General features: G+C 69.6%; 16 protein-coding genes, 1 tRNA gene and 1 pseudogene. 11 read left to right on the forward strand and 7 right to left on the reverse strand.

Going from position 1 to position 19,621, the window contains the following annotated elements:
* The first annotated feature begins 269 nt into the window (after nucleotides 1-269).
* On the forward strand, nucleotides 270-1,505 hold the full coding sequence (locus tag QM591_RS12390; protein ID WP_415132698.1) for an aminotransferase class I/II-fold pyridoxal phosphate-dependent enzyme: 1,236 nt from the start codon (nucleotides 270-272) through the stop codon (nucleotides 1,503-1,505).
* Nucleotides 1,506-1,523: 18 nt separating this feature from the next.
* Here QM591_RS12390 and QM591_RS12395 read toward each other — a convergent pair whose 3' ends face one another.
* On the reverse strand, nucleotides 1,524-2,351 hold the full coding sequence (locus QM591_RS12395) for a carbon-nitrogen hydrolase family protein (protein ID WP_415132699.1): 828 nt from the start codon (nucleotides 2,349-2,351) through the stop codon (nucleotides 1,524-1,526).
* Nucleotides 2,348-2,869 carry a DUF6328 family protein gene (locus tag QM591_RS12400; protein ID WP_415132700.1) on the reverse strand — a complete coding sequence of 174 codons (522 nt, stop codon included), beginning with the start codon at nucleotides 2,867-2,869 and terminating at the stop codon, nucleotides 2,348-2,350. The genes QM591_RS12395 and QM591_RS12400 overlap by 4 nt, the downstream gene beginning before the upstream one ends.
* Nucleotides 2,870-2,960: 91 nt before the next feature.
* Here QM591_RS12400 and QM591_RS12405 point away from each other — a divergent pair.
* Nucleotides 2,961-3,034: transfer RNA gene (locus QM591_RS12405), tRNA-Met, on the forward strand.
* Nucleotides 3,035-3,113: 79 nt separating this feature from the next.
* On the opposite strand, the gene QM591_RS12410 is transcribed toward QM591_RS12405, so the two are convergent.
* Nucleotides 3,114-3,611 carry a MarR family winged helix-turn-helix transcriptional regulator gene (locus QM591_RS12410; RefSeq protein WP_415132701.1) on the reverse strand — a complete coding sequence of 166 codons (498 nt, stop codon included), beginning with the start codon at nucleotides 3,609-3,611 and terminating at the stop codon, nucleotides 3,114-3,116.
* Nucleotides 3,612-3,681: 70 nt separating this feature from the next.
* Between QM591_RS12410 and idi the strand changes: the two genes are divergently transcribed.
* The 7 genes and pseudogenes from idi to QM591_RS12445 all read left to right on the forward strand — a co-directional run.
* Nucleotides 3,682-4,233: an isopentenyl-diphosphate Delta-isomerase gene (gene idi, locus QM591_RS12415; RefSeq protein WP_415132702.1), complete on the forward strand. Its 552-nt coding sequence runs from the start codon at nucleotides 3,682-3,684 to the stop codon at nucleotides 4,231-4,233.
* Complete coding sequence (locus QM591_RS12420) at nucleotides 4,230-5,285, forward strand: polyprenyl synthetase family protein (RefSeq protein ID WP_415132703.1); 1,056 nt, start codon at nucleotides 4,230-4,232, stop codon at nucleotides 5,283-5,285. Before idi ends, QM591_RS12420 begins: the two co-directional genes overlap by 4 nt.
* The gene (locus QM591_RS12425) at nucleotides 5,282-6,133 is read left to right on the forward strand and encodes a phytoene/squalene synthase family protein (protein ID WP_415132704.1); all 852 of its coding nucleotides are present in this window, start codon (nucleotides 5,282-5,284) and stop codon (nucleotides 6,131-6,133) included. The genes QM591_RS12420 and QM591_RS12425 overlap by 4 nt, the downstream gene beginning before the upstream one ends.
* On the forward strand, nucleotides 6,130-7,692 hold the full coding sequence (crtI, locus tag QM591_RS12430) for a phytoene desaturase family protein (protein ID WP_415132705.1): 1,563 nt from the start codon (nucleotides 6,130-6,132) through the stop codon (nucleotides 7,690-7,692). The genes QM591_RS12425 and crtI overlap by 4 nt, the downstream gene beginning before the upstream one ends.
* A gap of 1 nt (nucleotide 7,693) precedes the next feature.
* Nucleotides 7,694-8,065, forward strand: a complete 372-nt coding sequence (locus QM591_RS12435; protein ID WP_415132706.1) for a lycopene cyclase domain-containing protein — start codon at nucleotides 7,694-7,696, stop codon at nucleotides 8,063-8,065.
* Entirely contained in the window at nucleotides 8,062-8,367 is a 306-nt protein-coding gene (locus QM591_RS12440) for a lycopene cyclase domain-containing protein (RefSeq protein ID WP_415132707.1), read from the forward strand. Before QM591_RS12435 ends, QM591_RS12440 begins: the two co-directional genes overlap by 4 nt.
* A pseudogene (locus tag QM591_RS12445) lies at nucleotides 8,364-9,215 on the forward strand (prenyltransferase); the annotation flags it as partial. The gene QM591_RS12440 and the pseudogene QM591_RS12445, both read left to right, overlap by 4 nt.
* A 47-nt stretch (nucleotides 9,216-9,262) precedes the next feature.
* On the opposite strand, the gene QM591_RS12450 reads toward QM591_RS12445, so the two are convergent.
* Nucleotides 9,263-12,184, reverse strand: a complete 2,922-nt coding sequence (locus tag QM591_RS12450) for a UPF0182 family protein (protein WP_415132708.1) — start codon at nucleotides 12,182-12,184, stop codon at nucleotides 9,263-9,265.
* Nucleotides 12,185-12,255: 71 nt separating this feature from the next.
* Nucleotides 12,256-13,377 (reverse strand): PDZ domain-containing protein, encoded by a 1,122-nt coding sequence (locus tag QM591_RS12455; protein WP_415132709.1) that lies wholly within the window; start codon nucleotides 13,375-13,377, stop codon nucleotides 12,256-12,258.
* Nucleotides 13,378-13,500: 123 nt separating this feature from the next.
* Between QM591_RS12455 and QM591_RS12460 the strand changes: the two genes are divergently transcribed.
* Complete coding sequence (locus QM591_RS12460; protein ID WP_415132710.1) at nucleotides 13,501-14,895, forward strand: zinc-dependent metalloprotease; 1,395 nt, start codon at nucleotides 13,501-13,503, stop codon at nucleotides 14,893-14,895.
* A 760-nt stretch (nucleotides 14,896-15,655) separates the two neighbouring features.
* On the opposite strand, the gene QM591_RS12465 is transcribed toward QM591_RS12460, so the two are convergent.
* Together QM591_RS12465 and nudC are read right to left on the reverse strand one after the other, a co-directional pair.
* Nucleotides 15,656-17,389, reverse strand: a complete 1,734-nt coding sequence (locus QM591_RS12465; RefSeq protein ID WP_415132711.1) for an ATP-dependent helicase — start codon at nucleotides 17,387-17,389, stop codon at nucleotides 15,656-15,658.
* Nucleotides 17,386-18,291 (reverse strand): NAD(+) diphosphatase, encoded by a 906-nt coding sequence (gene nudC / locus QM591_RS12470; RefSeq protein WP_415132712.1) that lies wholly within the window; start codon nucleotides 18,289-18,291, stop codon nucleotides 17,386-17,388. The genes QM591_RS12465 and nudC overlap by 4 nt, the downstream gene beginning before the upstream one ends.
* A gap of 63 nt (nucleotides 18,292-18,354) precedes the next feature.
* Between nudC and QM591_RS12475 the strand changes: the two genes are divergently transcribed.
* Nucleotides 18,355-19,620 carry an aminoglycoside phosphotransferase gene (locus QM591_RS12475; protein ID WP_415132713.1) on the forward strand — a complete coding sequence of 422 codons (1,266 nt, stop codon included), beginning with the start codon at nucleotides 18,355-18,357 and terminating at the stop codon, nucleotides 19,618-19,620.
* Nucleotide 19,621 lies beyond the last annotated feature (1 nt).

Here is a 19,621-nt window from a genome sequence, read left to right on the forward strand (position 1 = left end):
CGGCGGCTCCGGGCGCCGCCGCGGCGGGCTCGGGTGCCGCAGGGGCAGGTTCGGGCGCGGCGGTCGCGGACTCGGTGTGAGAGGCGGCGGTGTCGGATGCCGCGTCGCTCGCACCGTTCGGGAACGACCCGGCGTCGGGGACGGGGGTGTGGTCTTCCGGTGATGAAGTGCTCATGGCGGTTCCTTTCGAGACACCCTCAGCTTGACCCGCGATGCTGTGCGTTCCTTATGGCGAGGCCTCGATCAGCCTATGCGTGTACCCTGACCCGGTGCAGCGCATTCCGTCGACGCCGCCACCGCGCGGAGCCTGGCAGCGGGCCGCGCGGGGAGCGGGGCTCCTGGCGCCTGACGGCACGAGCGCGCCGACGATCTTCGCCGAGATGAGCGCCCTCGCCGTTCAGACCGGCGCGATCAACCTGGGGCAGGGCTTCCCGGACGAAGACGGTCCCGCCGAGGTGCTCGACGCGGCGCGAGAGGCGATCTCGACCGGGCGGAACCAATATCCGCCTGGGCGCGGCGAACCCGATCTCCGCCAGGCGGTGTCGGAACACCAGAGCCGCTTCTACGGGCTCGCGGTCGATCCCGATCGCGAAGTGCTGATCACGGCCGGCGCCACGGAGGCCCTCGCCGCGACCCTCCTCGGGCTCATCGACGGTCCCGGCGACGAGGTCGTCGTCTTCGAGCCGACCTATGACGCTTACGCCGCACTCATCGCCCTCGCCGGCGCGACGCCTGTGCCCGTCCCACTGCGGCCACCTCTCTTTCAGCCGGACGTCGAGGAGCTGCGGCGCGCGGTCACGGATCGAACTCGCCTCATCCTCGTCAACGACCCCCACAATCCCACCGGAACGACCTTCGGTACCGACGTGCGTGACGAGATCGTCCGCCTGGCGGAGAAGCACGACGCGATCATCGTGACCGACGAAGTGTACGAGCACCTCGTCTTCGGCTCCCCTCACGTGCCACTGGCCACCCTGGAGGGCGCGCGCGAGCGTACCCTGTCGATCTCCTCCGCCGGCAAGACGTTCTCGGTCACCGGGTGGAAGGTCGGCTGGATCACCGGCCCGGCGCATCTCATCGACGCCGTCATCGCCGTGAAGCAGTGGCTCACGTACGTCAACGGCGCGCCCTTCCAGCCGGCGGTCGCCGTCGGACTGCGCCTCCCCGACGAGTTCTTCCTCGGCGCGGCGGCGACCCTCCACGACAAGCACGCCCTCTTGTCCACGGGACTCGACGCCGCGGGGTTCTCCGTGATCGCGCCGCAGGCCGGCTACTTCACGGTTGCCGATGCCCGGGAGCTCTGCAAGGCGCACGGACGAAGGGACGCGGACGACCTGTGCCGGTGGCTTCCGGACGCTGCGGGGGTCGTGGCGATCCCCGTGACGGCGTTCGTCACGGCCGAGCACCGCGACGACTACTCCACGCTCGTGCGCTTCGCGGCGTGCAAACGCCTCGACGTCATTGCCGACGCGTCAGAACGGCTGGCTGCGATCGCGCGCCCGTAGCTCGGCGCGCGCCGTGCATCACTCGTGCGAACCCGCGGTCTCGCTCCCCCTCGGGATCACCGCGAACCGTCGCAGGGCAAGTGCAGGGTTGATGCGCCGCACTCGCGGCACGGCTGCAGGATCCAGATGAGCGACGGCGACCTCGGTCGCGGTGCCGACACCGGCGACCTCGACGCCGAGGGGATCGACGATCATGGAGGCGCCGACGCCCAGTGGCGGCGGATGGTCGGCCGCCGCCACGAAGAACGTGTTCTCGATGGCCCGCGCGTGCAGGAGCGTCCGCCACTGATGCTCCTTCAACGGCCCCCTCACCCACTGCGCCGGCACGAGAGCGAGCTCGACTCCGGCATCGGCCAGCAGCCGCCCCACCTCCGGGAAGCGGAGGTCGTAACAGGTCAGCAGGCCGCAGACCACGCCGGCGACCTCGAAGGTCTGCGGCGCCTCCAGATCTCCCGGCTCGATCCAGTCTGACTCGCGCTGTCCGAAGGCGTCGAAGAGATGCAGCTTCCGGTAGCGGGCGCGAAGGCCGTGGGAGTCGACGGCGACGACGGTGTTGCGCACCCTCCCCTGCCCGGCCTGCTCGAGGAGCCCCGCCACGATGGTGAGGCCATACTCGCCGGCGAGACCGGTGAGCGCAGTGACGAAGGGCCCGTCGAGCGGTTCGGCGTTCTCGGCGAGTGACCCATCGAACGGATCCACGAAGTAGCTCGAGTACTCCGGGAGCACGAGAAGGTGGGCTCCGCGCTCGGTCGCGCGCTGGGCGAGATCGCCGATGGTCTCGAGATTGGCTCCGCGGTCGGCCGACGGTGCGAATTGTCCGACCGCCACCCCCACCGACGCGGTCACGGCGCGCCCGCCGATTCGCGAGCCGCCGCCATCAACCCGGGCACGACGATCCACAGTATGCCGATGACCACGCCCAGGGCACCGCCGGAGATCCAGGCGGCGCCCGAGCCCACGACCACGTCGAAGACGAACGCGACGACGCCCATCATCATGAGCGAGACCGTGAAGAGCGCGGTGATCAGCGCCGCGTGTCCGAAGGCGACGATCATGGGTTTCGCGCCACGTCGAAACAGCATGCGATGCAGAGCGACGGGAGCGAGCGCGACGATCGCGCTGAGGGCGGCGAGGACGACAAGGACGAGGTAGAAGACGCGCTGGCGATGGTTCAGATCGGCGAAGGCGGGTTGGAAGGCGAGAGCCAGGAGGAACCCCGTGAGGATCTGGGTGCCCGTCTGCAGGACGCGAAGCTCCTGCAGTACCTCGTTCCAGTTGCGGTCGGCACGCTCGTTGACCGTCTCGGCACGTCCATCACCGGGACGAGCGTCCGCCGCATCGCCTCTGATCGCCGCTTCCGTCATGCCTTCATCCTCCTGCGCCGCGTCTGGCCGAGGCAAGAATCCGCGCCGATTCGCCCCCTGCCCCAGAGCGTGCTAGGCTATCTTCTTGTGCCGCGGGGTGGAGCAGCTCGGTAGCTCGCTGGGCTCATAACCCAGAGGTCGCAGGTTCAAATCCTGTCCCCGCAACAAAGAGAAGAAGGCGTCCCTCCACGGGGCGCCTTCTTCGCGTTCCCGGCGCGCGCGGGGCGGTCACGCCCTCGTCGCGTCAGACCTCTGCGCGATCCCGCGAGGAGGAGTCCCCCACCACGAGTTCCATGTCTCCGAGGAACCGAGCGATCGTCCGGAGTTCGTCGTCGGTGTAGCTCACCATCGCTTCGCGCATCCGCCTCATGCGCTCACCGAAGTGGCGGTAGAAGTCCACTCGCGCACCCTCGGACAGGACCACGACGCGGGAACGGCCGTCGTGCGGATGCGGCTGCCGCACGAGGTGACCGCTGGCGGTCAACCGGTCCAGCAGCTTGGTCGTCGAGGCCGTCGAGATCGCGAGGTGCCGGGCGATGTCGTGGGGCGAGACGAGCTCTCCTCGACCTTCGCGCACGATGAGCATGCGCAGGGCCGCCAAGTCGCTGGCATTCATGTCCATCTCCCCGCGGATGCCGCCGTGCATGTGGTCCATCGCGTCGGAGAAGGCACGCAGGGAGCGCATCACATCGAGGACCAGTTCCTCACGGGGGTTCTGCGGAACCCAGCGCTGGTCAACCATGTGGACACCCTCTCGTCACTTATGTAGTATCGCTGAAAATCGCTAGTTAAACTAGCAATAAGGAGATGACATGACTGTGACCGATCTCGTCGTGCTCCTCGATGACGACGGCCAAGAGATCGGTACCGCTCCTAAATCGAGTGTGCACGGCACCGACACCGCGCTCCATCTCGCTTTCTCGTGCCACGTGTACAACCGCCGCGGAGAGACACTCGTCACACGCAGAGCACTCGACAAGGGTACGTGGCCGGGGGTGTGGAGCAACTCGTTCTGCGGCCATCCGCGCCCCGCCGAACCCGTGATCGCCGCCGTTCATCGTCGCGCGGAGCATGAACTGGGGCTCGTGCTGCGCGACGTTCGGCTGGCCCTCCCCCTCTTCCGTTACCGTGCCGTGGACGCGAGTGGTGTGGTCGAGCACGAGGTCTGCCCCGTCTACCTCGCGGTCACCGATGACGAGCCCGACCTCAACCCGCGCGAGGTCGCGGAGGCGCGCTGGGTGGCGCCGGAAGCGCTGGGCGCGGGGATCGCAGCGACCCCCTGGGCCTTCAGCCCGTGGCTCGTGCTGCAGGCCGAGCAGCTGGGACTGTTCGAGGACGGCGACGCCCGCAAGAGGGCTTCGTGATCGATCTCACCCCCGACCAGCGATCGGCGATCGATGCTGCGATCGACCAGTCCGTCGACAGGCTCCGCGCCCGGACAGCCACACTCGGAGAGGGCGCTCACGCTCTGGGCGAAGCGTTGACCGCCGCGACGGCCGACGGTAAACGATTCCGCCCTGCCCTGGTCGTGGCCGCGTTCAGGGCTTTCGGTGGGGCGGAGTCGGACGTTCCGTCGCTGTGGCAGGTCGCCGCGGCTTTCGAGATCCTGCACACCGCGTTCCTCATCCACGACGACCTCATCGATCGCGACGTCGAACGACGGGGGATGCCGAACGTGGCAGGAAGATTCCACGCCCGCGCGATGTCCGCGGGCGCTGACGAGCGGGGGGCGCGGATCGTCGCCGACGCCGCGTCGGTGCTCGCCGGAGACCTGCTGCTGTTCGAGGCCGCGAGGATCATCGCCGCCGCGCCCGTCGACGAGGCCACCCGCGCGGCGCTCACGGATGTGCTGGACGAGGCGGTACTCGTCTCCGCGGTGGGCGAGCTCGCCGACGCGGAGCACGCGTCGCGTGCGGATTATCCCGACGCCCACGCCCTCCTCGCGGCTGCGCACGACAAGACCGCGGTCTACTCGTTCCGCGCCCCGCTGCGCGCGGGAGCGATTCTCGCCGGCGCGCCCTCCCACGCACCACTCGCAGAAGCGGCCGCCGAGCTCGGCCTGGCCTTCCAACTCGTTGACGACCTCATCGGCACGTTCGGGACTCGGCGGCAGGCGGGGCGCGAACCGGGCGCGGATCTCCGTGAGTCCAAACGCACGCCTCTGATCGCGCTCGCCCGGGAGACGCCCCAGTGGCCGCGGGTCAGCTCGGCCCTGGCGGTCGCCCACACCGGACCGATCGCCGTCAGACGCGCGCAGCAGGCGATCGAGGCCAGCGGCGCACGCGGTGAACTGGAACGCATGGTGTCGGAGAGCCTCGCCCGGGCGAGACTGCACGCGAGTTCGCCGGCGCTCCCCGCGGCAGCGGTCGATCTGCTCGAACGCCTGGCCGTCGCCATCGAGGCACGGATCCCGTGAGCGCCGCCACCCTCTACGACCGCTGCGCGCGGGAGGCCGCCTCGGTCGTGATCGGCGCCTACTCGACCTCGTTCGCTCTGGCCTGCCGCCTGCTGGGCACGCGCACCCGGCAGGACGTCCGCTGCGTCTACGCCCTCGTCCGCATCGCCGATGAGGTCGTCGACGGGACGGCCGACGCGGCCGGAGTGGCTGTTGAGCAGCAACGCGCGATGCTGGATGCCCTGGAGGCAGAAACCCTGCACGCCGTCGCGGACGGGTTCAGCACGAACCTCGTCGTGCACGCGTTCGCCCTCACGGCACGGGCGTGCGGGATCGGCGCGGACCTCATCGTCCCGTTCTTCGCGTCGATGCGCACCGATCTCGACACCTCACTCCACGACGGGGCCTCTCACGATGCGTACGTCTATGGATCGGCGGAAGTCATCGGCCTCATGTGCCTGCAGATCTTCGTGAACGCCGGCTCCCGGCGCCCGGCCGCACCCGCTCCAGAGCTCGTCGACGGCGCCCGCCGACTCGGGGCGGCCTTCCAGGACATCAACTTCCTCCGCGACCGCTCCGACGACGCGGAGCGCCTCGGCCGCGACTATCTGGGACTGTCCACGGGCGAGAACACCCGAGAAGGCGTCCTCGAACGCATTCGCGGTGACCTGGATGCCGCCGCGGCGGTGATCCCCCGTCTCCCCCGCGACTGTCGCCGGGCGGTCACCGTGGCCCACGGCCTGTTCGCCGAGCTCGCCCAGCGACTACAGACCGCCGACCCCGACACCCGCGTGAGCGTCCCCGGGCGCGTCAAGGCGCAGATCGCGGCACGCTCCCTCATTCGCCTCTCCCCTCGGAGCACATCATGAACGACACGGTCGCGGTGGTCGGTGGCGGCATCGCCGGGCTCGCGACCGCCGCGCTCCTCGCTCAGGACGGCGCGACGGTCACGGTGTTCGAGGCCCGAGACGAGGTCGGCGGACGCGCAGGATCGTGGGAGCGCGACGGGTTCCGGTTCGACACCGGTCCGAGTTGGTACCTCATGCCCGAGGTCTTCGAGCACTTCTTCGCTCTCCTCGGAACCACCGTCCAGGAGCAACTCGACCTCGTCCGCCTCGATCCCGCCTACCGCGTGTACGGCGAACCCACAGCCGCGGGGCCTGCGGAGCCCGTCGACGTCGTCTCGGGCAGGGACCATGCGCGAGCGCTCTTCGAGTCGCGGGAGCCGGGCGCCGGCGCCAGACTGGACGCCTACCTCGACTCCGCCGCCGACGCCTACGACCTCGCCGTGTCACGCTTCCTCTACGACACCTACGAGACCACGGAAGGGCTTCGAGACCGTCGTGTGCTGCGGCGCCTCCCCGAGCTCGTCCCGCTTCTGCTGCGCCCGTTGGCCCGGCACGCGGCTCGATCGTTCCGCGATCCGCTGCTTCGTCAGATCCTCGGTTACCCCGCGGTCTTCCTGGGAGCGTCGCCCTACCGTGCTCCGAGTCTTTACCACCTCATGAGTCACCTCGACCTCGACGACGGCGTCCTGTACCCGCAGGGAGGCTTCACCGAGCTCATCCGCGCGATCGAGAGACTCGCGCGGGAACGAGGAGTGGAGGTGCGAACCTCCAGCGCCGTCCAGGAGATCCTCGTCGAGGAGGGCCGGGCCACCGGCGTCCGACTCGCCGACGGCACGGTCCATGCGGCCGACCTCGTGGTGTCGGGTGCCGACCTCCACCACACCGAGACCCGTCTCCTGCCTCCTGCGCTGCGCTCCTATCCGGAACGCTGGTGGCGGCGGAGAACGCCGAGTCCCGGTGCGCTCCTGCTCCTCCTCGGGGTCGACGGAGAACTCCCCCGGCTACCGCACCACACGCTCCTGTTCGCCGAGGACTGGCACGAGAACTTCGGCGCGATCTTCGGCAAGGAGACCCGGGTTCCCGATCCGGCCTCGCTCTACGTCTGCCGCCCGTCGGCGACGGACCCCAGCGTCGCGCCCCCTGGCGCGGAGAACCTCTTCGTCCTGGTGCCGATCCCCGCCGACCCTTCCCTGGGTCGAGGCGGCGAGGATCGATCGGGCGACGCACGCGTCGAGGCGCTGGCCGACCGCGTGATCGCCCAGATCGCAGCGTGGACGGCGACACCCGACCTCGCCGAGCGCATCCGGGTGCGACGGACCATCATGCCCGCCGACTTCGAAGCCGACCTCGGCATCTGGCGCGGAAGCTCCCTGGGCCTTGCCCACACCCTGGGTCAGAGCGCGGTCTTCCGGCCCCGCAACGCCTCCAAGAAGGTGAAGAACCTCCTCTACGCCGGGTGCTCAGTGCTCCCGGGCATCGGACTCCCGATGTGTCTCATCTCGGCCGAGCTCGTCCTGAAGCGTGTGCGCGGGGAACGTGGCGCGGGCCGCATCGCCGCCCCACTGGCACCACGGCGCTGAGATGCCCGGGCTCTACCTCCTCTTCCTCCTGCTCTCCGTCGCGGGCGTCGCGGCGCTCGATGTCCGCTTTCGCCTCGCCTTCCCCGCCGCCCGCGCACGAACGGCGATCACCGTTGCCGTGGGAACCGTGTTCTTCCTCGCGTGGGACGCCGTCGGGATCGCCTCGGGCGTGTTCGTCAAGGGCTCCAGCCCCCTCCTCCTTGGCTGGGACCTCGCCCCGCATCTGCCCGTCGAAGAGCCCGTCTTCCTCGCGTTCCTCTGCTATCTCGGGCTCGTCGTCTGGCACGCAGCTCTCCGGCGCCTCCGTCGTCACCGAGGCATCGACGGGAACACCGCACCTCCGCCGCGCACCGATGACAGGCGCGCGCCGTGAGCTATCCCGTCATCGTCGTGCCGTTCCTGATCGTGACCCTCGCGGTCACCGCGTGGTCGGGGCGGAGACCGGGCGCTCGGCAGCGTCTTCTCGCCTCCGGCATCGCGGCGGCGGTACTCGTCGTGTTGACCGCCGTCTTCGACAACCTGATGATCGCCGCGGGGTTGTTCACCTACCCGGAGGAGCTCATCAGCGGTGTCCGCATCGGACTCGCACCCATCGAGGACTTCGCCTACCCGGTCTGTGCCGCCTTCCTCGTCCCCGCCGTGTTCGCCCTCCTGCCCGAAAGACGACCCGAATGACGCAGATCCTCGTGCAGCTGTTCGTCGCCTCCCGCCCGGTGAGCTGGATCAACACGGCCTACCCCTTCGCTCTGACCTACCTCCTCACCGCTCGGCAGATCGACCTGCCCCTCGTCGTCGGAACGCTCTTCTTCTTGATCCCCTACAACCTCGCGATGTACGGGATCAACGATGTCTTCGACTACGAGTCAGACCTGCGCAATCCGCGTAAGGGCGGGACCCACGGCTCGGTCCTCGATCGACGCTTCCACCGCATCACCCTCTGGGCTTCCGCCGTGAGCCTTGCGCCGTTCGTGGTGCTGCTCGTCGTCTGGGGATCGCCCCTGTCGACGCTCGTCCTTGCGCTGAGCCTGTTCTTCGTCGTCTTCTACTCCGCGCCGCCGCTGCGTCTGAAGGAGCGCCCGTTCGCCGATTCTGTGACCAGCAGCATCCACTTCTTCTCCCCGGCCGTCTTCGGGCTCGTCCTCGCGAACGCGACGTGGACCAGCGGCCTCGTGCTCGTCCTCGTCGCCTTCGCGCTCTGGGGCATCGCCTCACATGCCTTCGGGGCCGTGCAGGACATCATCGCCGATCGGGAGGCCGGGATCGCCTCCATCGCGACCGTCCTGGGCGCCCGGACCACGGTCCGGATCGCTCTGGCAGCCTATGTGCTGGCCGGGGTCGCCCTTCTCGCCACAGCCTGGCCCGGACCCCTTGCGGCCGTGCTCGTCGTCCCCTACATCGTGAACGCGTGGCCATCACGGAGCTTGCGCGATCAAGACTGCACGCAGGCGACAGCAGGGTGGAACCGCTTCCTGTGGCTCAACCAGATCGCCGGCTTCGGAACGACGCTCTTGGCGATCTGGTGGTGGTTCGTGTCGGCCTGCCCGCGGTCGGGCCCACACGAACCACGCGATCAGCCCTGGCTCGGGCTGAGCTCCAGAAGCGTCTCGACGGCCTTCGTGAGTCGCGCGTCCGCCTCGGCGAACTTCGTGAGGTCGCCCGCTTTGAGCGCCGCATCGCGGTCGAGCATCGCCTGTCGGGCATCGTTGAGCGCCGCCTGGTAGGCCACGTTGGTGTCGGTGCCACCGGGGGTACTCCCGCCGGGCGTCTCGGTCGCTCCAGGCGAGGGGCTCGGATTGGGCGTCGGAGTGACGTCGCCGTCGCCGGTGCTGGCCCCTGAATCACCCTGGAAGAGGGAGTCGAGCGCCTCCTGCAGGGTGTCTTCGAAGGCCAGCTCGTCACCGAACGCGACGAGGATCTTCCGGAGGGCCGGGAGCTGTGTCCCACTGGCCGGCTGGACGAACACCGGCTGCACGTACAGGAAGCCACCACCGACGGGGAGTGTCAGCAGGTTACCGTTGAGGACTTCGGACTGGCCGATCTTGAGAACGTTGATCTGCGAGGAGATGGTTTCGTCGGAGTTGAAGCGGCTCTGGACCTGACCGGGCCCGGGGACCGGTTGGTCGGCGCTGATCTCGAGCATGCGGAGCTTGCCGTAGCCCTCCCCGCGCACGCCCTTCTGGTTTCCGGCGTCGGCGTCCACTCCCAGGTATCCCATGAGGACGTTCCGCGCACCCGTGCCCTCGGAGGCAGGGATGAAGGAGCTGAACATCGAGTACGTCGGCTCGTCTTGGCCGGGCATCTGCATCGTGAGGTAGTACGGCGGCTGGAGGACGTCGTTCTTGGAGACCGGGTCGTTGGGGGTCTTCCACGCGTTGTCGCGAGCGTAGAACGACGCGGCGTCGTCAACGTGATACGTGCCGAGCATCGCCCGCTGCACCTTGAACAGGTCGCTCGGGTAGCGCACGTGGCTCATGAGCTGTGCCGACATGTCCGAGATCGGCCGCAGCGTGTTCGGGTAGACCTTCTGCCACGCCTTCAGCAGCGGGTCGGTCTCGTCCCACGCGTACAGCGTGACCGAGCCGTCGTAGGCATCGACGGTGGCCTTGACCGAGTTGCGGATGTAGTTGACGTTGTCCAGCGCAAGCCGGGACACGTTCGTCGTCGAGTCGCTGATCGCCTGACGCAGGCTCACGATCGACGAATACGGATAGTTGGCGCTCAGCGTGTAGCCGTCGACGATCCACACGATGCGCCCGTCCACGACACTCGGGTACGGGTCGTTGTCGAGCTCGAGGTACGGCGCCGCCTTCTGCACGCGCGTGAGCGGGTCACGGTCGTAGAGGATCTGCGACTTCTCGTTGACCGCGTCCGAGAAGAGGATGTCGGTCGACTGGAACTTCAGCGCATAGATGAGCCGGTTGAAGATGTTCCCGATGTCCGGCCCGCCGTCACCCGTGAAGGTGGTCTTGGTCTGTGCCGCGCCGTCCTCGGTGCCGCGGGGGTAGTCCAGCTCGATGTCGTCAGTGCCTTCCGGGGCGCCGACGATCGAGTAGGTCGGCGACGACTCGCCGAAGTACACACGAGGCTCGTACTTCTCCTCGGTGGTCAGCTGTCCCGACGTCGGGATGCCGCGCTCGATGAAGACGGGGTTGCCGTCCGCCGTCCGGTCGTTGCCTTTCGCCGCCACCATGCCGTACCCGTGCGTGTAGACGAGCGTGGTGTTGTACCAGGACGCCGCCTGACCGAGCTGCGGCAGGTCGAGCTCGCGCACCGAGACGACCGCGTCCTGCGTCTTGCCGTCGATCTCGTAGCGGTCGACGTCCAGCGGATCGGCGAACTTGTAGTAGGAGCGGTACTGCTCGAGCTGACGCACCGTGGGCGGAATGATGGCCGGGTCCATGATGCGGATCGACGCCGTGGTCTCGGCGTCGGCGCGCAGCTGCCCGGACTCGGCGGTCGTCACCGCGTTGTAGTCGATCTTCTCCAGGTCGTTGATGCCGTACGCCTTCTTGGTGGCGTCGATGTTGCGCTGGTAGTACGTGCTCTCCAGCCGCTCCTGGTTCGGCACCACCTGGAACTGGTTGACGAACCAGGGATAGGCGACGCCCACGACGAGCGATGAGACGATCAGCAGCGCGGTCGCGATGAGCGGGAAGCGCCAGCGTCCGATCACCGCGGTGACGAAGAACAGGGCCGCCACGATCGCCGCCACGACCGCGAGGATCGTGAGGCCAGGGATGATCGCGTGCACGTCGGTGTAGCCGGCGCCGGTGATGCGGTCGCCCTCCGACAGCAGCGTCTTGTAGCGGTCGAGCCACAGGCTGACCGCCTGCACGGCGAGGTAGAGGCCGGCGATGACGGCGAGCTGGATGCGGGCCGACTTGGAGATCCGCAGCTCGCGCTGGCCGACCCGCATCGCACCGTAGAGGTACGCCACGATCACGGTCACGGCGAGGCACACCAGGAGCACGGCGGAGGCGAACCCGACGACCGAGCCGTAGAAGGGGAGCTCGAACAGATAGAAGCTCGTGTCCAGCCCGAACTGGGGATCGAGGTCACCCGTGGGAACGCGGTTCATCCACAGCCACGCCGTCTCCCACTGTGCGGAGGCGGCGAAGCCTGCGAACGCGCCGAAGAAGACCGGAATGCCCCACATGGCGAGCCGACGCAGCGGCTCCACGACCTCCTGGTAGTGGTCGAGCTGCGAACTCAGACGCGCGTAGACCGGGCGTAGCCGGTAGGCGAGCTGGATGGCGACGAACACCGGAACGGCCATCGCGGCGAATCCGACGAGGAACATGACGACCCGCGCAGTCCACTGCGTGACGAGCACCCCGTCGAAGCCGAGCTGTTCGTACCAGAGCCAATCGGCGAACAGGCTCGCGAAGGTGAAGAAGGCCACCACGAGCGCGGCGATCACCGCGAGCGTGATGCCGATCGCTCGGCGGAGGGGACTGGGCGTGGCCTGGTTCGGCGCTGAGGTCGTGGTCACCCCTCCATCCTAAGCGGGGGCCGTCTGGGTGAGCGCCGTGGATCGGCGGTCACCGTGGCCGCCCCAGGCCGTCAGGAGCGACAGGTGGGGAGCGCGTCCAGGTCGCCGTTATCGCGCAGTGCCGACAACACGGCGAGGGAGTCGTCAAGGGTGGCGACCGAAAAGACCCGCAGTCCGGAGGGCACGTGCCCGACGACCTCGCCGCAGTTCTTCTCGGGGGCCAGGAAGTAGTCGGCTCCCGCTCGCACCGCCCCGTACATCTTCTGGCGGATCCCGCCGATGGGGCCGACGGTACCGGCCGCATCGATCGTGCCGGTGCCCGCGACATCGAGCCCGCCGTTGAGCTCCCCCTCCGTGAGCGTGTCGATGATCCCGAGGGCGAACATCATTCCGGCGCTCGGTCCCCCGACGTTGTCGAGCTGGATCGTGACGTCGATGGGAAAGGTGTAGTCGTGCATCGCGGTGATGCCGACGACCCACGAGGTCTCCCCGTCCACGTTCGCGTGGGCGGGCGTGACCTTCACCGAGACCGCCTTCCCGTCTCGATCCACATCCAAGGCGACGGGAGCACCGGCGGCGTCGTTGATCGCCTTGCGGAGCTCCGAGACGTCGGTGATCTCTTTGCCGTCGGCCCGACGGATCACGTCGTCGGGCTCCAGAAGGCCCTCGGACGGGGAATCGTCGGTGAGGGCGTAGACCCGGACCACGGGCTTCACGTCGTATCCGAGGGACGTCAACGCCGCCGCCGTCGCCTCCTTCTGCGAGTCGACCATCATCGCGGCGCTCTGCTCGTTTCGCTGCTCCGTGGTCTCCCCTGCCGGGAAGACCTGATCGATCGGGATCACCGCGCGAGAGGGATCGAACCACGCGGTGGCGAGTTCGAACCACGAGGGAGTGCGCTCGCGATTGCCGACCACCTGCACGGTGAGGAGATCGAGCGATCCCGCCGTCGGATACGTCTCCGCGCCCTTGATCGAGATGAGCGGGACTTCCTCTTTGTCCGCGTTCTGAGCCGTTCCGAGAGTGTTGAAGACGGGGCCGGCCTGCTGGATCACGAACGAGGTCGGCAGCACGGTCAGCGCGAGAAGGGCCGCCAGGGCGACCGTGACCGCCCAGATACCGGCCACCGCCGAGCGCGGCAGCCGACGACGGGGGGCGGGCGCGACCACGTCGCGGTCTTCGAACAGTGCCACAACGACCTTCCTGGCCGGACGTTCGCGACCGGCGTACACGAGACGGGCTCGCGCCGGACGGGGCGTGAACGCGTGCGACTAGCGTAGAACGCGATGTCATCATCCTGCTGAAAGGCCCCTGACATGAGCGACGACGACCGCCCCGAACCCGAGGACTTCGCCGAGATGCTCCGCAATCTGCTGGGGGGCCAAGGAGGCCTCGCGGGGCTGGATCCGGAGCAGCTGGAGCAGTTGCGAGGGCTCGGTCTCGATCCCGCGATGGTGCAGCAGATGATGCGGCAGCTCCAGGGCGCGTTCGCCGCGGGAGGGGACGGGTCGATCGACTGGTCGGCCGCGCGCACACAAGCGCTCCATCTCGCCAACAAGGACAGTCACGCCATCGACAGCGGAGTCCGTGCAGACTTCGACCGCGCCGTGTCTCTGGCCACCCTCTGGCTGAGCGAGGCGACCGCGATCTCCGAGCTCCCCTCGCCCGCCCGCGCCGTCACGCGCGGGCAATGGGTCGAGTCCACGCTTCCCGTGTGGCAGGAGCTTGCCGAGCCGGTGGCCACCTCGATCGCCGACGCGCTGACAGAGGCGATCGGAACGCAGCTGCCCGACGAGATGCGCGCCGCCGCGGCGAGCGCGGGACGCGTCATGCGGACGGTGGGCGGTTCACTGTTCGCCGCGCAGCTCGGTTCGGTGGTCGGCGCCCTCTCGCTCGAGGTCATCTCGGGGGGCGACGTCGGGATCCCGCTGATGCCCGACGGCGAGGCCGCACTCCTCCCCCAGAACTTCGCCGATTTCGGGAGGGATCTCGAGATCGATGAGGATCAGCTCGCCCTCTACGTCGCGACGCGTGAGCTCGCTCACGCCCGGCTGTTCCGTCATGCTCGCTGGCTGCGCCTGCACGTGATCTCGCAGGTGACGGAGTTCGCACGCGGGCTGCGGGTCGACACCGATGCGCTGGAGGACATGGCGACGCGCTTCGACCCGTCATCCCCCGAGGAGCTCCGCGACGCGCTGCAGAGCGGAGCCCTCCTCGATACACGGTCCGAGGCCCAGGTCGCCGCATTGTCTCGTCTGGAGAACCTGCTGGCGACGATCGAGGGCTGGGTGGATGTCGTCACGGCCGACGCCACTCACCGCCTCCCCGACGCGCCGCGGATCGCCGAGGCCGTGCGTCGCCGGCGCGCCGTGGGCGGCCCCGCCGAGCGCGCCATGGGATCCCTCGTGGGACTCGAGCTGCGCCCCAGGCGTCTGCGGGAAGCGGCGGCGATGTGGCGCGCTGTCACCGACGCGGTGGGCGCGACGGCGCGCGACTCGCTGTGGGACTACCCCGATCTGATGCCCACGGCAGGCGACATCGATGACCCGGCTGCGCTCGTGGAACGCCTGCAGGCGCGACAGCGCGGCGAGACTCCCGAGCGGGATGCGATGGACGACGCGCTGGACGCCTTGCTGGCCGAAGCCACCGACGACCGTCCCGACGCCGGCGCCGACGACGAGCTGCCGCCGGAGGGTCCGCGGCCGGTCTGAGCGGCCGCGGCCCGGCGGCTTGTGGACAGCGCATCACCGGCGCCCCCGCCGCGCACGAGAATCGAGCGCATGCTCCGGCTCGATCCCTCCCATCCGCCCCTGTGGCGAACGCCCTCCGACCTGCAGTTCGGCGTCGACGACGTGGCTCGCCTGCACGACGTCGCACCGTGGCAGGAGCGCGTGCTCGCCGCGCTGGAGAGCGGGGTCCCGGAGGGGAGGCTCGTCGGCCTCGCGAGCAGTTTCGGGGCGTCTCCGTCCGACGCGGAGGAGTTCGTGCGGGCGATTCAGCCGGCCTTGACCCAGGACCGTGGTGAGGATCGACCGGCCAGCTTGGAGCTTCCGCCCGACTTTCCGGCCGGAGATGCGGACCTCTTCCACGAGACACTCGACGGTTGCGGAGTCGACGTCACCGACGTCCGCCGCTGGCCGGACACCAGCCGCGCCCCGCTCGTCATCGTCGCCCACCACCTCGTCGAACCCGGGCACGCCGCGAGGCTGATGGCCGATGGGGTACCGCACCTGCCGATCGTCCTCGCCGGAGCGAGAGCGATCGTCGGCCCCCTCATCCTTCCCGGCCTCACCGCATGCCTGTCGTGCATCGCCGCGCATCATCGCGATCGCGACCCGCAGTGGCCCCTGCTGGTGAGTCAGCTGTTGGGACGCCCCGCACCGCCGACGTCGCGCGCAGTTCTCGTGGATGCTGCCACACTCGCCGGCCGGTTCCTTCGCGGCGCCGTGCGTCCGGGGGTCTCGGTCGCGGTCAGCGCCGCGAGCGTGCGTCGCCGGTGGCGCGCGCATCACCCGCACGCAACGTGTCTGTGCCGATCTCCTGAAGGAAACGCGACCGCTGACGTTCCCGCCCTCCGCTCCCGCCAGCCCAGGACAGAGCGAGGGTTCGCGCGGCCCGCGTGATTCCCACGTAGGCGAGCCGTCGCTCTTCGTCGATCTGCTCCAGCCCCGTCGCGTACGAGATCGGAAGCAGCCCCTCGGCGAGCCCCACGATGTGCACGTGGTCCCACTCGAGACCTTTCGCCGCGTGCAGGGTGGCCAGGGTGACCGTCCGCAGCGACGGCTCGTGCTGATCCTTCGCGCGCGCGTGCAGCTCGTCCGCGAAACGTCGCAGTGTCATGTCCGCCGGCGCTTCCTCGGCCAGACGGAGCAGCGCCGCGCGCGCCTCCCAGGTCTCCCGTAACGCTCCTCCGGCGGGCGGCGCCTCGTCGGTATGCCCGAGCGAGCGCAGCACGTCGCGGACGGCGGGGACGAAACCGGTCTCCATCGGCGCGACGGCGGCGCCCCGCAGCGCCATCAGCGCTTGACGCACCTCGGGGAGATCGAAAAAGCGCGTTCCCCCGAGCACGGTCGCCGGTATCCCCGCCGCGGCCAGCGCCGACAGCAGGGGCGCGGACTGCGCGTTCGCGCGATAGAGCACCGCGATGTCGTGCGGTGCGACGCCGGCCGACAATTGACGAGCGATCCGCTCGGCAACGCCAGATGCCTCCGCGGCATCGTCGGAGTACGCGTACTCCCGGGGCGCAGACGGCTCCGACGACCGCACACCGTCCTGGCCCGCCGCACTCTGCAGGCGAAGGGCCCCGGGCCGGCCGCGCATGAGCGCGTTGGCGACATCGAGAACGGCGGGGGCGGATCGATAGTTGCGCTCCAGCCGCACCAGACGGGCGTCAGGGTGGCGCGCCTCGAAGTCGAGGAGGTAGGACGGGTCCGCACCGGCGAAGGAGTAGATCGTCTGACTCGCATCTCCGACCACGCACAGATCCCGCCGGTCCCCCACCCACAGCTCGAGAAGCCGGTACTGCAGCGGCGAGACGTCCTGGAACTCGTCGACCGTGAAGTGACGGTACTGCTCGCGCACCTGCGCAGCGACGCGTGGCTCCGACTCGAGCATCCCGGCGCAGGCCAGGAGGACGTCTTCGAAGTCGAGCTGCCGACGCTCGTCCTTGAGCTTCTCGTACTCCCGCTGCAGCTCCGCGAGCGCGTCGGGGCCGACACCGCCGATCGATCTCGGCCGCTCGCGCGCGGCCTGCTCGATCGAGCGCATCGTGACCTTCCGCCACTCGATGTAGCCGGCGATGTCCCGGAGCGTCGCACCGTCCAGGCGGAGACGCAGCCCGTCTGCAGCCTGTCCGAGGAGGCGGACCTTGCCGGACACGATCGTCGGCGCGGTGTCGCCGGCGACCTGGGGCCAGAAATGGTTGACCTGCGCCAGAGCGGCGGCGTGGAACGTCCGGGCTGACACCCCGGGCACACCGAGACGCCGCAGACGGCCCCGCATCTCGCCGGCGGCTTTGGCGGTGAATGTGACCGCCATCACTCGGGAGGGCGAGTAGGCGCCCGTGTCCACGCCGTGGGCGATGCGGTGAGTGATGACCCGGGTCTTCCCGGTTCCGGCGCCCGCCAGCACGCACACGGGACCGCGGAGCACACTCGCCGCCTCCCGTTGTGCGTCGTCGAGTCCGGCCAGGGCGTCTTCGCTCACGCCGCGGCCCAATCCGTGATCAGGCGGCGTGCGATCGAGGTCTCCCCGGGCAGGACGAAGTCCGCCCGACCGTCGAGAGCAGAGGCGATCTCGGCGCGCGTGAACCAGCGCACATCGACGATCTCGTCCCCGTCGGGACGCGCCACCGACGCATCGTTGACCGTCGCGTGGAAGCCGATCATGAGCGATCTCGGATAGGGCCAGGGCTGTGATCCGCGGTATCGGATGTCTGAGACGCGGACCCCCGCCTCCTCCTCGATCTCCCGCACGATCGCCGCCTCCAGGGACTCGCCGGCCTCGACGAATCCGGCGAAGGTCGAGTACACGTTTCGACTGCGCCACTGAGCGTTCTGCCCCAGGAGAATCCGGTCACCCCCGGCGTCGGAGACCGCGACGATGACGGCGGGATCGGTACGCGGGAAGTGCTCACGTCCGCACGCGGGGCACGATCTCGCCCAGCCGGAGGCACGCACCACCGTGCGCGCGCCGCAGTGGGAGCAGAACGGTGCGTCGCGCAGCCAGCGCCCGAGCGCGACGGCAGCCACGAGCGCTGCCGCGTCCTCCCCCGGAAGCGCTGCGCCGATCTCGCGCAGCGACGCCCACTCCTGTGCGGGAAGAGCGGCGGCCTCCGGCTCCTCGCACGGGGCGACGAGTAGGGCGCGGCCTGCCGTGTCGCGCCCGAGGAAGGCCCAGTCTGACACCGCCGTCACCTCGGTCGGGCTGAAGGTCCGCAGGCGCAGGTCAGCGGTGACCGGAGTGCGGTCACCGCTGACGACGACGACCCGAGTCTCCGCGTCTGCCCGCAGCCGCGGGACGAGAGTCGGGTCCTCCCGTTCCTCGGCGGCACGGTCGAGGGCCGCGCGCGAGAGAGCGGGCGGCTGAGGTGTGTCCTGAGGCGTCATCGAGGACCTCTCTTGCGGGCGTGGCGCCGTAGCGCCCGGACGTGCCCCGCCTACCCTGGGGGCATGGCACGCTCACCTCTCACTCTAGCCGCGTCGGTGACCTCGGCCCTGCCCGGTGCGGTGGTCGTCGGCGTCGCCGCACTGTCGGAGGGTGCGGGCGGAAGATACGACTCCGCCGTGGCCACTCTGCACGACGGCGCGAAGGTCGTCATCCGAGTACCGGTCGATGCCGGAGCCGAGAACGACCTTCGCAGCGACGCGCGCGCTCTGGGCGCCCTCACGCAGGGCGTTCGCAGCGTCCTGCCGTTCCACGCCCCCTTCGTCGTGGGTGAGACCTCGGTCGGCGGACGCAACGCTGTCGTCCAGACCTGGTCCCCCGGGTACCGCGTCGATGCAGCACACGTGCCATCCGGTCCAGGCGTCGCATCTGCCCTCGGCACCGCGATCGCCGCCGTCCACGCGTTGCCCGCGTCGATCGTGCGGGATGCGGGCCTTCCGCTGCTGACGGCGGCTCAGGTGCGCGACGAGGCGGAGCGCCTCCTCGACCGCTGCGAGGCGACCGGACTCCTCCCGTTCGGGCTTCTCCGCCGCTGGAGCACGGCGCTGGGCTCCGACGCCCTCTGGCGCTTCGAGAGCACCGTGACCGCCGGCGGCGTCGACCCCGCATCATTCCTCTTCGAGGACGACGCGGAGGGAGTACCCCGGGTCACCGGGCTCCTTCACTGGGGTGGACTGAGCGTGGGCGACCCGGCGAAGGATCTGCGCTGGCTGGCTTCCGCGCCCGACGCGCGGACTGCGGTGCTCGACGCCTACACCGACGCCGCGTCGCACGCGCCCGATGCCGCACTGTGGGAACGGGCCCGGCTGCACGCCGAGCTCGAGTTCGCGGCGTGGCTCGTCCAAGGGCACGAAGCCGGCGCCGAATCGGTCGTCGCCGACGCGGTCGGGCTGTTGCACGCTCTCGACGAGAGCGTGCGGGATGCCCCGCCGCTGGCACAGGACTCGATCACGGTCGACGACGCGATCGCCGCCCTCGGGCGCGTCGCCTCCGACACCGCAGCCGTCGACACCTCGATGCAGACCGACACCTACGACGCAGAGGCGCTCGGCGAGTACACGGCGGACGACGCAGAGCCTGCCGCACGCACCTCTGCCGACGAAGAGACCGCTCCCCTCGAGTGGGAAGGGTGGGCAGATGCCGGCACGAGCAGTGCTGGCGCGACCGCCGGCGGCGACACGCACCCATCCGTACACGACGTCGAGCCGCGAGACGAGGACATCGACGAGGCAGCTCGGAACGCCCTTCGCCGGTGGACGGAGAGCGCCTGAC

This window comes from Microbacterium sp. (assembly GCF_047607225.1).
Taxonomy (GTDB): domain Bacteria; phylum Actinomycetota; class Actinomycetes; order Actinomycetales; family Microbacteriaceae; genus Microbacterium.

Coding starts and splice junctions, on each gene's coding strand:
- QM591_RS12400 (WP_415132700.1), bottom strand. CDS start 2,869: ATGACGGAAGCGGCGATCAGAGGCGATGCGGCGGACGCTCGTCCCGGT.
- QM591_RS12410 (WP_415132701.1), bottom strand. CDS start 3,611: ATGGTTGACCAGCGCTGGGTTCCGCAGAACCCCCGTGAGGAACTGGTC.
- idi (WP_415132702.1), top strand. CDS start 3,682: ATGACTGTGACCGATCTCGTCGTGCTCCTCGATGACGACGGCCAAGAG.
- crtI (WP_415132705.1), top strand. CDS start 6,130: ATGAACGACACGGTCGCGGTGGTCGGTGGCGGCATCGCCGGGCTCGCG.
- QM591_RS12435 (WP_415132706.1), top strand. CDS start 7,694: ATGCCCGGGCTCTACCTCCTCTTCCTCCTGCTCTCCGTCGCGGGCGTC.
- QM591_RS12460 (WP_415132710.1), top strand. CDS start 13,501: ATGAGCGACGACGACCGCCCCGAACCCGAGGACTTCGCCGAGATGCTC.
- nudC (WP_415132712.1), bottom strand. CDS start 18,291: ATGACGCCTCAGGACACACCTCAGCCGCCCGCTCTCTCGCGCGCGGCC.
- QM591_RS12475 (WP_415132713.1), top strand. CDS start 18,355: ATGGCACGCTCACCTCTCACTCTAGCCGCGTCGGTGACCTCGGCCCTG.